Here is a 14,297-nt window from a genome sequence, read left to right as displayed (position 1 = left end):
CCGCGGCGCTTCATACGCCTTAAACAAAGCTGGCCGGCCCGCACGCGCTCATTGCGGCTGGGCGCGCAGCGCCGCGACTTGATCGGCCGTAATCGCCGCCTGCGGATTGCCAAATGTCTTCGTCACATAGTTCGCGATCGCCGCGATCTGGTCGTTGCTGAGCTGGCTCCCGAAGCCGGGCATCAACACGTCGGCGTCCCGGGTCCGGCGTGTCACGCCGTGCAGGATCACCATCGCGAGGTTGCCCGCGCTCGCGGCGCCCGCCACGCTGTTGTGAATCAGCGACGGATATGCGCCCGGCGCGCTGGCGCCCACGCCCGCGCCGGTCCAGTTGTGGCAGCTCGCGCAGTTCGCCACGAACAGTTGTACGCCGTCCACCGCCGTGATGCGGGTGCCGCGCAGCGTGGTGATGTCGTCGTTGGCCGGTTGCCCGAACGAGTCGCGTGAGCGCGTCACGCCGCCCGCCACGGCGGGCTGCGCGCGCAGGAACACGCCGATCGAGCGCAGGTCTTCCGGCGTCAGGTATTGCGTCGAGTTCTGCACGACTGCGGCCATCGGCCCGGCGGCGTTAGCATGGCCCGTCGCCACGCCGGTCGTCAGATAGCTCGCGAGCGCGTCGTCGCTCCAGCCGCCGATCCCGCCCGCGCGGTCGGGCGTGATGTTATAGGCCTGCCAGCCCGCCTGGGTCGCGCCCGAAAAGCGCTCGCTCTTCTTCAAACCTTGCGTCAAATTACGCGGCGTGTGGCATTCCTCGCAGTGCGCCAGCCCTCGCACGAGATAGGCGCCGCGATTGTATTCGGCGCTTTTTTGCGGATCCGGCACGAAGCGCCCCTCTTCGAAATTGAAGAGATTCCAGAGCTGCATCAGCCAGCGCTGGTTGAATGGAAAGTGCAGTTCGTTCGCGGGCGGCGTGGCGTGGATCGGCGCGAGCGTCTTCAAATACGCGCGGATCGCCTGCACGTCCTGCCCGGACACGCGCGTGAACTCGACATACGGGAACGCCGGATAGAGCCGCTCGCCGCCTTTGCGAATGCCTTCGTGCATCGCCCGCATGAAGTCGGCATCGCTCCATTGGCCGATGCCGGTATCCGTGTCAGGCGTGATGTTGGGCGTGTAGATCCGGCCGAATGGCGTGCTGATCGGCAACCCGCCCGCGAAAGGGCGCGCCGGGTCGGCGGTATGGCAGGCGGCGCAGTCGCCGACGCGCGTGAGGTACTCGCCGCGCTGGACGATGTCGGGCCGCGCATTGACAGCAGCGACAGCCGCGCCAGCAGCGGAGGCCGGGCCTTCCCCATGGGCGGCCGCCAACGGCAGTTCGTCGACGGGGCGCGTGGCCGTCTCCTGCGATGCATGCCAGGCGATATACAGCGCGAAAGCGCAGAACAGCACGGCGAAGGCTGCGCTGCGCGCGCGTCGCACTGGCCGAGGCGGCGCGAAGAGGTCGAGCGCCGACTGTAGCGGGTGCGTATGCCGTGCATGCGAAGCGACACGACGCGCGGGGGATTGTCGTTCGTTCATCGTCGGCTTCCTGTCCAGAGGCTGGCCGCAGCCTGGGTCAAAGCGCCCATCACAACTCGTGACGCAATTTGTCCGCCAGCTTGAGCGCCAGCGCCGCCACAGTCAGCGTGCAGTTCACCGAGGCCGCGCTCGGCATCACTGCGCTGCTGGCAATGAACAGATTTGCATGGTCATGCGTGCGGCAATCCGCATCGACGACCGAATCGGCCGCGTTCGTGCCCATAATCGTCGTGCCCATGATGTGATTATTGGGTGCGAAGCTGTCGTCGAAGGCCACCTCCGTCCCGCCGAAAAGCTGCGCGATCTGTGCGTACAGGTCATGCGTATTGACGGCGCTCTTCTTCACGTAGTCGTTGATCGAGTAGTAGATCTCCGGTTGCGCGATGCCCAGCGCGTCCTTGTGCTCGCGCGATGGCAGCACGCGGTTCTGCGGCTCGGGCAGATGCTCGTGGAAGCTGTTGATGGTGAGCGTGCGCGCCGCGCGATCGCGAATCTGCCGATCGAATTCCGCGCCCGTGAGGCCGTTCTTGATAAGCGCAGCGGTCACGGCGAGCGTCGTCACGGCATTCGACAGATGGAGCTTCTTGGCGGCATAGTCGGCGCGGAACGCCCCGTCGCGAAAACTCACCACCGAGGTCATTTCCATCGGCCCGCGTCCCGGCCACAGCGCTTCGTTGGCGAGAAATGTCACGCCCGTGCCCGGATGATCCATCAGGTTGCGCCCCACTTGATCCGAACTGTTGCCGATGCCGTGCGGAAACGCCGCGCTCGTCGAAAGCAGCATGAGCTTGGGCGTTTCGATGCCGTTGGCCGCCAGCACGAAGAACTTGCCCGTCACGCGCGTGCTGTTCCCGCGCGGGTCCTTGTAGTGCACCGCCGTGATGAGCCCTTTGTTGTCCGACTCGATGCGGTACACCACGGCCTCGGGCACGAGCTTTGCGCCTGCGCGTTCGGCCTTGTCGGCATGGACGATGCCGTTGTACATCGCTGCGATCGGGCAGATCGGCATGCAGTTGTTGTTGCCGCAACAGGTTGGGCGTGCATCGTACGGGCGGCTGTTGCGCGCGACTGGCTCGGGCACCACGCGAAAACCGTTGGCGTTGAGCACCTCGGAAAAGCGCTGATCCATGTACGAGAGCGGCAGCATAGGCATCGGATAAGGCTTCGAGCGCGGCGAGCCGAGATCATGCGCGGCATCCGGTCCCGAGACGCCCAGTTCGACTTCGGCGGCCTGATACCAGGGCTCCAGTGTCTCGTACGGATACGCCCAGTCGCGGCCCACGCCGTACTGCGTCTTGAGCCGGAAATCGGACGGCAAAAGCCGCCAGGCCGCCGCTGCCCAATGCCAGGTGGTGCCGCCCACGAGGCGCAAATATTGTGAGTTGTACGGATAATCGCCCTTCTGCACCAGATAGCCGTTGGGCGGCGAATACTCGGGATGCGGCGCCCAGGACACGGACGGATACGGTGTCGCGAAGTCGGCCTTGACGGGCGAGTTGCGAAAGTTCTCGACGATCTGCCAACGCGCGAGACGCGGCCCGGCTTCGAGCAGGATCACGGAGGCGCCGGCCTGAGCCATGCGATACGCGACCAGACTCCCCGCCACGCCCGAGCCGACCACGACCACATCCGCAGAGTGCTCAATCGCCATCGTCTTCTCGCTTGTTCTGACGTTCGAGTTGTGAGGATCCGGCGCGACCTTCGAGTATGCTCGCGCGATTAACCTGCTACGCCGCCGCCACGCTCGCGGCGGAGAAATCCGAAGGCTTCTGCGTCCAGTAGAACGGCAGGTCGCGGCAATACGAAGGAATCGTCAGTACGTCGTCGACAGGGCCGAACATCAAGGCTTTTTCATAGGCGAGCACCTGCACGTTCGGCATCTCGCCCACCACGCCGAGATACCACGCGCGCATGATGTCACCCACGGTCGAGGCAAGCGCAGGCTGATCGATCTTGAGCGCGGCCGTGACGGTATCCGATGGCACGCCGCCGTGCCCCTTCAACCACGTATTGAGCGCGCCGACGCTGTGCTCGAACTCGTTGCTCGCACGCGCGAGCGCGGCATAGATGCGCTGGCCGAGCACGTTATCGAGGCGCGTGCGTCCGGTGAGACGTTGGGAAAGCGCGATGAAGGCACGATAGCCGCGATCGGACGGCGCAGCGCCCAAGGCCTGCGCCATGCCGAACGTCAAAGGCGCGACGCGCCGGCCGACCAGCGTGAAGGCAAGCGCCACGGCGGACACACAGGCGAGCGTCACGAAGCGGCGGCGGCCAGGCGCGGCGGCAGTGCTAGCGGTCCCGTCCTGCCTCACATCGGTCATGGGTACTCCAGACGAAGCCGTCGGCATGGCGACGAGGGCAACGGGAAACGACGGGAAACACGGCTGGAAAGGTTTGCAATCGTACGCGTGACACACCGCTGTTACGAAGAAAGGTCCAGATGCCACGCCGCTCAAGCAATATAGCCCCGCGCGGCGCCGTTAGACAAACCGTAAGGCGCGATCCTTAAAATAACGCCATATCGGCGAGCCGCTTCAAATCGTTGCAACAATGCGCGTGCCAGTCCCGTCGATAAACCCCGTCGTGCACGCGCGCCACCCGAGCGATCCATGCGATGAATCTTCTTCCGCAAGTCCTGCGCAACCGGCCGCATATGACAACCGGCATCGTGCTCGGCATCGTGGCCGGCGCACTCGTGCCCGCGACGATCCGGCCAGTGGCGCGCGTCCTCGTCGGCTGGGACACGGCGATCTGGACCTACCTCGTGCTGATCTGGATACACATGGTGCGCACGAGCGAAGATGCCGTGCGCGCCAACGCCCAGCGCGAGGACCAGAACGCGGGCACGGTGCTGATCGTCGTGTGCGCGGCGACCGTGGCGAGCATCGTCGCCATCGTGCTGGAACTCGGCACCACGAAGGATCTCGGCACAGCCTCGAAGGTGCTGCATTCGCTGCTCACCGGCATGACGCTGATTGGCGCGTGGTTCCTGATTCCGACCATCTTCACGCTGCACTATGCGCGCGTCTATTACGGCTCCGATCCCGATGCGCCCGCCCTCGCCTTCCCCGACAAGCAACTCACGCCCAATTACTGGGACTTCCTGTACTTCTCGTTCACGATCGCCTGCGCCTCGCAGACCGCCGATGTCGGCATGCGCGGGCGCAGCGCACGCCGCAGCGTGCTCGCGCAATCGATTCTCTCGTTCTATTTCAATGTGTCGGTGCTCGGGCTCTGCGTGAACATCGCGGCGAGCATGGTCGGGAACTGACACCCGTTGTTGCCCCATCGTCGTGCAGCCGCGCGCGGTGATGGGCTCTTTTGCAAAATTCGCGCGGCCCACGCGCAATCGTTGCCGTACCTGCACGCGCGTTGCGCTGCGCGCTCACGTCTACGCCGCGCCCGGCGGCACACCCGCGCGCGCCCATGCCCTGGGCACAGGCCTTGCTGAATCCTTCGCCAAGACGCCACGCGTCGCTCGCGGTTTGGTTCCGGCCTGCTCTTGCACTACTCTGAACAGGACGCGCCGCGAGCCTCGCGCGGCCCGCTCCGGCAGCCCACGGGCAACGTGATCGCACCCGGTGTCCCATCGGCCTGCATCCACGCCGTCCGACCTACCTGGAATACGACCGATGGAACCTCCTCACGCCTATGCGCCGCGGATCTACTTCGTCCATTCCGTCCTCGCCGGGCCGCTCGACGCCTGGCCTGCGCACTTTGCGCACGCGGCGTCGCTCGGCTTCGATCATGTCCTGATCGGCGGCCTGTTCGCGCCCGGCGCCTCGGGCGACGACCGCATCATCGCCGATCACACCCGTTTGCATCCCGCCTTCGGTTCGCAGGAACGCGTGGACGACGCGTTGCGCCTGCTCGCGAGCGCTGCGCGTGCGCGCGGCATCACGCTGCTCGCGGACCTCACGCTCGACCGCGCGGCCGCCGACGGTGCGCTCTACGTCGGGCATCCCGAATGGTTTCATCCGTTCGAGCCCGAGGATGCGCGCCTCGACCCGCGCCACGGCCACCGTGACGCCAATGTCGCTTACGCCGATTTCGAGCGCGCGGGCGCGCCGCTCGCGCTCTGGTGGGCGCAATTCGCGACGAGCCTCGTGGATGCGGGACTCGGCGGGTTTCGTATCGATTCGCCGCATCGCGTGCCGGTCAGCGCACTGCGCGCCGTGTTCGACGCCGTGCGCGCGAGCCATCCCACGACGCGCTGGCTGGCCGCCACGCCCGGTCTCGCGCGCGAGGAAATCGCGCAACTCGAGCATGCGGGCTTCGACGCCGCCTTCACGTCGCTGCGCTGGTGGGACTTCTCGGCGAGCTGGATGGTCGAGGAGCATGCCGTCGTGCGGCGCGTGGGCTCGCCCATCACGTTTCCCGAAGCGCCTTACGGGGCGCGCCTCGCGCACGATCTCGAAGGCGCCACCGACGCCCGCGCCGTCGAGCGGGCCTATCGGCGCATGCTGCGCGCGGCGGCGGCGCTCGGCACCGGCTGGCTCGTGCCGATGGGCTTCGAATACGGCGTGCACGATGCGAGCGGCCACGGCGGCCACGATCCCGCAGGCGGTGCACGCGCATGGCAAGACGTGAAGGCGCATGCGCCCATCGACCTGTCCGCCGACATCGCCCACGCCAACGCCCTGCAACGCGAGACCTTCATCCTGCAAACCAATGGCGAACTGCGCACGCTCAGCGGCGCTGGCGCCCCCGTGGCCGCCCTGCTGCGCGGCGACCGCGACGATCTGCGCAACGCGGAAGAAGCGCTGCTCACACTCGTCAATCCCGCGCTGGCCGCGCCCGTGCGCGTGAACATGGCGCATCTGCTCGACGGCGTACCGGGCAATTTCACCCGCTTCACGCCGCTCGACGCGCAGAGCTTGCGCGGCGCGCGCACGCCCGAGCGTCACGACGCCAGCGCGATTCCGGACAGCTTCACACTACCTGCGGGCGCATGCTGGATGTTCCGTGCGCTCGCCACCCCGCTCGTCACGCTCGCACCGCCTGAGGATCTCGCGAAGTCGCCCACGAGCGGCCACAAGAGCGTGCTGGAAGCGATCGCCGCGCCGCGTATCGCCATCGAGAGCGTCACGCCCTCGGTCGATCATGGGCGCTTCGTGGCGAAGCGCATCGTCGGCGAGCGCTGCGAGGTGCGCGCCGCGATCTTCGCGGAAGGCCATGACCGGATCGACGCTGCGATCCTCTGGCGCGCCGTCGACGAAACCGCCTGGCACGAAACACCGATGACGCCACTGCCGCCCGCCGGCAACGATCTGTGGGGCGGCCACTTTCCGCTCGATCGCGTGGGCCGCTACGAGTTCGTGGTGATCGCGTGGCGCGACGACTTCGCCTCGCTGGCCGATCATCTGCAAAAGAAGCGCGCAGTCAATCAACCCGTCGAACTCGAACTCGAGGAAGCGAGCCGCCTGCTTGCGCTCGTGCTCGCCACGGCCGAAACCTCGGACGTGCCCGGCGAGGAACACGCCCGCACGCGCGCCGCGCTCGACGACATCGTCAGACGGTTTATCGGCGCGGATACGGACACGCGCTGCGCACTGCTCGCGGCGCACGCAACGGCCGCCGCCGTGCGCGCCGCGCATCACCGCCCATTTCTCTCGCGCGACGCCACCGTGCAGCGCGTGGACGCCGAGCGTCCCGCCGCGCGTTTCGCGAGCTGGTACGAGATCTTCCCGCGCTCGATGAGCGACGACGAAGCGCGCCACGGCACCTGGGACGACGTGATCGCGAAGATGCCGCGCGTGCGCGATATGGGTTTCGACGTGCTGTATTTCCCGCCGATCCACCCGATCGGCGTCGCCAATCGCAAGGGCCGCAATAATTCGCTGACCGCCCAGCCCGGCGACGTGGGCAGCCCGTATGCGATTGGCGGCGCAGAAGGCGGCCACACCGCCGTGCATCCGCAACTGGGCACGCTGGAGGACTTCTGCCGCATGCTGAACGCGGCGCACGCGCACGGCCTCGAAATCGCGCTCGATTTCGCGATCCAGTGCTCGCCCGACCATCCGTGGCTCAAGGCGCATCCGGGCTGGTTCGCATGGCGTCCCGACGGCACGCTGCGCTACGCGGAAAACCCGCCGAAGAAGTACCAGGACATCGTGAACCCCGAGTTCTACGCGCACGACGCGAAGCCCGATCTCTGGCTCGCGCTGCGCGACGTAATCCTGTTCTGGGTGGACACGGGCGTGCGGATTTTCCGCGTCGACAACCCGCACACCAAGCCCCTGCCGTTCTGGGAATGGATGATCGCCGACGTGCGCGCGCGTCACCCAGACGTGATTTTCCTGGCAGAAGCCTTCACGCGCCCACGCCTGATGTACCGGCTGGCGAAGCTCGGCTTTTCGCAGTCGTACAGCTATTTCACGTGGCGCGAGTCGAAGCGCGATTTCATCGCCTACCTCACCGAACTCACGCAGAGCGAGGTGCGCGACTTCTATCGACCCAACTTCTTCGTCAATACGCCGGACATCAATCCGCGCTATCTGCAAAGCGGCGCGCGCTCGATCCATTTGATACGCGCCGCGCTCGCCTCGCTGCTCGCAGGGATCTGGGGCGTCTATAGCGGGTTCGAGCTGTGCGACGCCCGGCCATTGCCGAATAGCGAAGAATATCTGGACTCCGAAAAATACCAGCTGCGCGCGTGGGACTGGAACCGCCCCGGCAACATAGTGCCGGAAATCACCGCGCTCAACCGCGTGCGACGCGCGAACCCCGCCTTGCAGACGCATCTTGGCGTCACCTTCCTGCCCGCGCACAGCGAATCGATTCTCTGCTTCGAAAAAGCCACCCCCGCGCGGGACAACGTCATCGTCGTGGCCATCAACCTCGATGCCTTCAACGAACAGGGCGCCGATATCGAGCTGTCCTGGGCCACGTTCCAGCAATGGCAGATCGACGATCACGCGCGCCTCGCCGTGGTCGACGAGATGACGGGCGAGCGCTTCGAATGGCAGGGCCGCTGGCAGCACGTGCGGCTGGACCCGAATACAAAACCCTTCGCAATCTGGCGCATCGCGCCCATCGACGGACTCCCGCGCGAAACGCCCCCACCCGAGGCCGAAGACGCGCAACTCGAAGGCCACCCCGAACTGGGCGACGACTTCCCGCCCGGAGGAGCGACATGAAACGCGACCCCTCGGTGACACACGACCCCACCGCACCGGCCGACGACAACGGCCACGAAGCGCACGTCACGCAAAAGCGCGGCAAGCCATCGCTGCTCTCGGACGACCCGTACTGGTACAAGGACGCCGTGATTTACCAGGTGCACGTCAAGTCGTTCTTCGATGCGAACAACGACGGCGTGGGCGATTTCCCCGGCCTGCTTGCGAAGCTCGACTACATCGCGGGCCTGGGCGTGACCGCCGTCTGGCTACTGCCGTTCTACCCCTCGCCGCGCCGCGACGACGGCTACGACATCGCCGACTACCGCACCGTCCACCCCGACTACGGCCAGCTCGCCGACGTGCGACGCTTCATTCAGGAAGCGCACGCACGCGGCATTCGCGTGATCACCGAGCTCGTCATCAATCACACGTCGGACCAGCATCCGTGGTTCCAGCGCGCGCGACGCGCGAAACCCGGTTCGAACCATCGCAACTACTACGTATGGTCGGATACGGACCAGCGCTATCAAGGCACGCGCATCATCTTTATCGACACCGAAGCGTCGAACTGGACCCATGATCCGGTCGCGGGCGCTTACTACTGGCACCGCTTCTATTCGCACCAGCCCGACCTCAACTTCGACAACCCGGCCGTGCTGCGCGAAGTGCTGCACGTCATGCGCTTCTGGCTCGACATGGGCATCGATGGCCTGCGGCTGGACGCCGTGCCCTATCTCGTGGAACGCGAAGGCACCAACAACGAAAACCTGCCTGAGACGCACGCGATCCTCAAACAGATTCGCGCGACCATCGACGAGCACTACCCCAATCGCATGCTGCTGGCCGAAGCGAATCAATGGCCGGAAGATGTGCAGGAGTACTTCGGCAACGAAGACGAATGCCATATGGCGTTCCACTTCCCGCTGATGCCGCGTCTTTATATGGCCATCGCGAGCGAGGACCGTTTCCCGATCATCGACATCATGAAGCAGACGCCCGATCTGCCGGAAAGCTGCCAGTGGGCCATTTTCCTGCGCAATCATGATGAACTCACTCTGGAGATGGTGACCGATTCCGAGCGCGACTATCTCTGGAACACCTATGCGAGCGACCGGCGCGCGCGCCTGAATCTGGGCATTCGCCGCCGTCTCGCGCCGCTCATGGAGCGCGATCGACGCCGTATCGAACTGATCAATTCGCTGCTGCTGTCGATGCCGGGCACGCCGGTGATTTACTACGGCGACGAACTTGGCATGGGCGACAACATTCACCTCGGCGACCGCGACGGCGTGCGTACGCCGATGCAGTGGTCGTCCGATCGCAACGGCGGCTTCTCGCGCGCCGATCCGGAGCAACTGGTGCTGCCGCCGCTGATGGGCTCGCTCTACGGCTACGACGCGATCAACGTGGAAGCGCAAACGCGCGATCCGCATTCGCTGCTCAACTGGACGCGCCGCATGCTGGCCACGCGCCGCGCAAAGCAGGCCTTCGGGCGCGGCACGATCCGCTTCCTGCGGCCCGCCAACCGCAAGATTCTGGCGTATCTACGCGAAATGCCGGGCGAACCGTCGATCCTCTGCGTGGCAAATCTCTCGCGCGCGCCGCAAGCGGTCGAACTCGATCTGTCCGAATTTGCGGGCACCGCGCCGGTCGAAATGACGGCGGATTCCGTGTTCCCGCCGATTGGTCAGTTACCCTATCTATTGACCTTCCCGCCGTATGGCTTCCTGTGGTTCCTTTTGTGCCCCGGCACGCAACGGCCGTCGTGGAGCCAGCCCGCTTCGGAACAATTGCCGGAATTCGTGACCGTAGTGATTCGCGAAGGTCAAACTGGCGCGACGCCCGAGAACGTGCGGCTGCTGGAATCGGAAGTGCTGCCATCGTATCTGTCGCGGCGGCGCTGGTTTGCGTCCAAGGACAAACCGCTGCGCGGCGTGCGGCTGGCCGCGCTCACGACCATCCAGGGCGCGGGCTTCGCCTTCACCGAACTCGAAGCCGAACTCGCGGATGGCACGAGCGAGCGCTATGTGCTGCCCATCGCCATCACCTGGGGCGCGGACACCACGACGCCGTTGCATATCCAGCTCGCCCTGTCACGCGTGCGGCGCGGACGCACGATCGGCTACCTCACAGATGCCTTCTCGCTGCCCTGGTTCGCCTATGGCGTGCTGCGCAAGCTGCGCGAACGCGCAGCCGTACCGACCGTGCAAGGCAGCACGATCCACTTCGAACCGACCGAGCGTCTACAGGAACTCGAACTCGGTGAGGAACCCGAAATACGCTGGCTCGCGGCGGAGCAAAGCAACAGCTCGCTCATCATCGCGGAAACGCTCGTTTTGAAGCTGGTGCGCCGCCTGATGGCAGGCGTGCATCCCGAAGCCGAAATGAGCCGCTACCTCACGAAGCTCGGCTATGCGAACACCGCGCCACTGTATGGCGAAGTGGTACGCGTCGATCCGCAAGGCGTGCCGCATACGCTCGCGATCCTGCAAGGCTTCATCGACAATCAGGGCGATGCGTGGGCGTGGGCGCTCGACTATCTGCGCCGCACGATCGACGAACTGGCGCTCTCCGCGGACGACGGCGAAAGCACCGATCCGGCCCACGAAGAAGAAGTCATGCAGAACTACGCCACCGTGATCGGCGCGATCGGCAAGCGGCTGGGCGAGTTGCACGCGGCGCTCGCGCAGCCGACCGACGACCCGGCCTTCGCACCCGAAGCCGCCACGCCCGACGACGTGCGCAAGTGGGTCGCCGACACGAAAGCGATGCTCGTCGAAGCGCTCGACATCGTCGCGCAACATGTGGGCGACGACGACCACACGCTCGACGACGACGCGCGCGAACTCGCGCGCAGCCTCATCGATCGCCGGGACGCATTGATCGAGGCACTGCAATCGCTGGTGCCGCCCGATGCGTCCGCGGCGCGCATTCGCATTCACGGCGACTTCCATCTGGGCCAGGTGCTGCTCGCGCAAGGCGACGCCTATCTGATCGACTTCGAAGGCGAACCCGCGCGGGCGCTCGACTATCGGCGCGCGAAGCAGTGTTCGTTGCGCGACGTCGCGGGCCTCCTGCGCTCGCTCTCCTATGCGGGCGCCGCCGCACAATCCACGACAGAAAGCGCGCCGCAAGCCCTCGCCGACCGCAAGCGCACACTGTTCGAGCGCTTCCGCGGCCACGCCGCCGAAACCTTCCTGAGCCAGTACCGCGCGGCCGCGACCAACGCGCCTATCTCGCTCGTGAGCGCCACGCACGAGCAGGCGCTGCTCGACCTGTTCCTGATCGAGAAGGCGGCCTACGAGATCCGCTACGAAGCCGCCAACCGGCCTTCGTGGCTCGCGTTGCCGATCCGTGGCCTTGCTGCGCTCGCGAGCCGCGTGCTCGGCCTCACGCCCAACCATGTCCACGGACACGCGCATACGGGAGGAAGCGGACATGCCTGAGCGCGCCCCGGACGCCGGCCTGCCCCCTCACGACATCGACGCGCTGGTGGAGGCGCGTCATGCCGATCCGTTCGCCGTGCTCGGGTTGCACTGGGTCGATGGCGCGCCTTATGTACGCGCGTGGCTGCCGAACGCTTCACAGGTCAGCGTGCTCGCGCGCGACCGCGCCCATACCCTGGCGGAACTCACTCGCGTGCATCCGGCAGGCCTCTTCGCAGGGCCGCTTGCCGAAGCGGGATCGTACCGGCTCGCCATCGACTGGCATGGCGTGACGCAGGAAGTCGAGGACCCCTATTCATTCGGCCCACAGCTTTCCGAAGACGCGCTGCGCCGTCTCGCCGATGGCGACCCGTACGCAGTGCTCGAATGCCTCGGTGCGCGTCCCGACGTGTGCGACGGCGTGCCCGGCGTGCGCTTCGCCGTGTGGGCGCCGAATGCGCGGCGCGTGTCCGTGGTGGGCGACTTCAACGCATGGGACGGCCGGCGCCATCCCATGCGGCTGCGCTATGAAGCGGGCGTGTGGGAGCTGTTCATTCCGCGCGTGGCCGCGGGCGCGCGCTACAAGTACGAAATTCTGGGCGCGGGCGGCCAGGTGCTGCCGCTCAAGTCCGATCCGTGCGCATTCCAGACCGAAGCGCCGCCTGCCACGGCGTCGATCGTCGCGCCCGTCGAAGCGCTCGATCAATTCGCCTGGAACGACCACGACTGGCTGCAAGGGCGCGCACAGCGGCAAAATGCGCGCGCCGCCATGTCGATCTACGAAGTGCACGCGTCCTCGTGGCTACCCACCCAGGGCGCGGACGCACCCGCCCCCGACTGGCGCGCGCTTTCGGATCGACTGATTCCCTACGCGCAGGGCATGGGCTTCACGCACATTGAACTGCTGCCGGTTGCCGAGCATCCGTTCGGCGGGTCGTGGGGCTATCAACCGCTCTCGCAATTCGCGCCCACGGCACGGCTAGGCTCGCCGCTCGACTTCGCCGCATTCGTCGATCGCGCGCATGAAGCGGGACTGGGCGTGATCCTCGACTGGGTGCCCGCGCATTTTCCGAACGATGCGCACGGCCTGATCGAATTCGACGGCACGCCGCTCTACGAGCACGCGGACCCACGCGAAGGCTACCACCCCGACTGGAACACGATGATCTACAACCTCGGCCGCAAAGAGGTGAGCGCGTTCCTGATCGCCTCCGGGCTCGCGTGGCTGATGCGTTATCACGTCGACGGCCTGCGCGTGGATGCCGTCGCGTCGATGCTCTATCGCGACTATTCGCGCGCGCAAGGCGAATGGGTGTCGAACGTTTACGGCGGCCGCGAAAATCTGGAATCGATCGCGTTCCTCAAGCGCCTCAATCACGAAACGCAGTACGTGCCGCAACGCCCCGGCGTCATCACCATCGCCGAGGAGTCGACCGCATGGCCGGGCGTCACCGCGCGCCTGGAGGACGGTGGTCTCGGCTTCCAGTTCAAGTGGAACATGGGCTGGATGCACGACACGCTGCACTACATGCACGAAGACCCCGTGTACCGGCGCTATCACCATCACATGATGACGTTCGCGATGGTGTACGCGTATTCCGAGCGTTTCGTGCTGCCGCTCTCGCATGACGAAGTGGTGCACGGCAAGGGCTCGCTGCTCGGCAAGATGCCAGGCGATCGCTGGCAGAAGTTCGCGAACCTGCGCGCGTATTTCGGCTTCATGTGGGCGCATCCGGGCAAGAAGCTGCTGTTCATGGGCGGCGAGTTCGGGCAGATGGCCGAATTCGATCACGATGGCACGCCGCACTGGAACCTGCTCGACGATCCGCTGCATCGCGGCGTGCAGACGCTCGTGCGCGATCTCAACCGGCTCTATGGCACCGAACCGGCGCTCCATGTGCTCGACACGGAGCCGGGCGGTTTCGAATGGCTGGTCGCCGATGACAGCGAAAACAGCGTGCTTGCGTGGCGGCGCGTGGACGGCACGGGCCGCGAGATCGTCGTAGTCTGCAATTTCACGCCGGTGCCGCGCCACGGTTACCGGATCGGCATGCCGCAGCCTGGACAGTGGGAAGAAGCGCTCAACACCGACGCCGAAGTCTATGGCGGTTCGAACACGGGCAATGGAGGAATGGTATCGACCGAGCCGGTGCAAAGCCACGGCAAGCCGCAATCGGTGGCGCTCGTGCTGCCGCCGCTCGGCACCCTGGTGTTAAGGCTGCGACGCTGATCC

At 66.0% G+C, this 14,297-nt stretch carries 7 protein-coding genes; 4 read left to right on the top strand and 3 right to left on the bottom strand.

The features are described 5' to 3' along the window. Window positions 1-48: 48 nt before the first annotated feature. The 3 genes from U5782_RS20890 to U5782_RS20880 all read right to left on the bottom strand — a co-directional run bounded on the left by U5782_RS20890 (window position 49) and on the right by U5782_RS20880 (window position 3,839). Window positions 49-1,518, bottom strand: coding sequence for a cytochrome c (locus tag U5782_RS20890; RefSeq protein WP_322045786.1), 1,470 nt, complete (start codon window positions 1,516-1,518; stop codon window positions 49-51). A gap of 49 nt (window positions 1,519-1,567) precedes the next feature. Beyond that, entirely contained in the window at window positions 1,568-3,169 is a 1,602-nt protein-coding gene (locus U5782_RS20885; protein WP_322045785.1) for a GMC family oxidoreductase, read from the bottom strand. 76 nt (window positions 3,170-3,245) lie between these two features. Next, entirely contained in the window at window positions 3,246-3,839 is a 594-nt protein-coding gene (locus tag U5782_RS20880; protein WP_322045784.1) for a sugar dehydrogenase complex small subunit, read from the bottom strand. Between the two features lie 293 nt (window positions 3,840-4,132). On the opposite strand from U5782_RS20880, the gene U5782_RS20875 reads away from it, so the two are divergent. From U5782_RS20875 to glgB, 4 genes are all read left to right on the top strand, one after another. Continuing rightward, entirely contained in the window at window positions 4,133-4,789 is a 657-nt protein-coding gene (locus tag U5782_RS20875; RefSeq protein ID WP_322045783.1) for a DUF1345 domain-containing protein, read from the top strand. Between the two features lie 361 nt (window positions 4,790-5,150). After that, on the top strand, window positions 5,151-8,657 hold the full coding sequence (locus tag U5782_RS20870; RefSeq protein ID WP_322045782.1) for a maltotransferase domain-containing protein: 3,507 nt from the start codon (window positions 5,151-5,153) through the stop codon (window positions 8,655-8,657). Beyond that, window positions 8,654-12,085 (top strand): maltose alpha-D-glucosyltransferase, encoded by a 3,432-nt coding sequence (gene treS, locus U5782_RS20865; protein WP_322045781.1) that lies wholly within the window; start codon window positions 8,654-8,656, stop codon window positions 12,083-12,085. The genes U5782_RS20870 and treS overlap by 4 nt, the downstream gene beginning before the upstream one ends. Then, on the top strand, window positions 12,078-14,294 hold the full coding sequence (gene glgB / locus U5782_RS20860; protein ID WP_322045780.1) for a 1,4-alpha-glucan branching protein GlgB: 2,217 nt from the start codon (window positions 12,078-12,080) through the stop codon (window positions 14,292-14,294). Before treS ends, glgB begins: the two co-directional genes overlap by 8 nt. Window positions 14,295-14,297: the final 3 nt, after the last annotated feature.

The sequence above is a fragment of the Paraburkholderia sp. J67 genome (assembly GCF_905220265.1).
Taxonomy (GTDB): Bacteria; Pseudomonadota; Gammaproteobacteria; order Burkholderiales; family Burkholderiaceae; genus Paraburkholderia.
The sequence above is the reverse complement of the archived record's forward strand: the minus strand, read 5'-3'. Positions and strand labels throughout refer to the sequence as shown.

Bases quoted from the DNA above. Each gene is read 5' to 3' on its own strand.
- glgB (WP_322045780.1), top strand. From the start codon at position 12,078: ATGCCTGAGCGCGCCCCGGACGCCGGCCTGCCCCCTCACGACATCGAC.
- U5782_RS20870 (WP_322045782.1), top strand. From the start codon at position 5,151: ATGGAACCTCCTCACGCCTATGCGCCGCGGATCTACTTCGTCCATTCC.
- treS (WP_322045781.1), top strand. From the start codon at position 8,654: ATGAAACGCGACCCCTCGGTGACACACGACCCCACCGCACCGGCCGAC.
- U5782_RS20890 (WP_322045786.1), bottom strand. From the start codon at position 1,518: ATGAACGAACGACAATCCCCCGCGCGTCGTGTCGCTTCGCATGCACGG.
- U5782_RS20885 (WP_322045785.1), bottom strand. From the start codon at position 3,169: ATGGCGATTGAGCACTCTGCGGATGTGGTCGTGGTCGGCTCGGGCGTG.
- U5782_RS20875 (WP_322045783.1), top strand. From the start codon at position 4,133: ATGAATCTTCTTCCGCAAGTCCTGCGCAACCGGCCGCATATGACAACC.
- U5782_RS20880 (WP_322045784.1), bottom strand. From the start codon at position 3,839: ATGACCGATGTGAGGCAGGACGGGACCGCTAGCACTGCCGCCGCGCCT.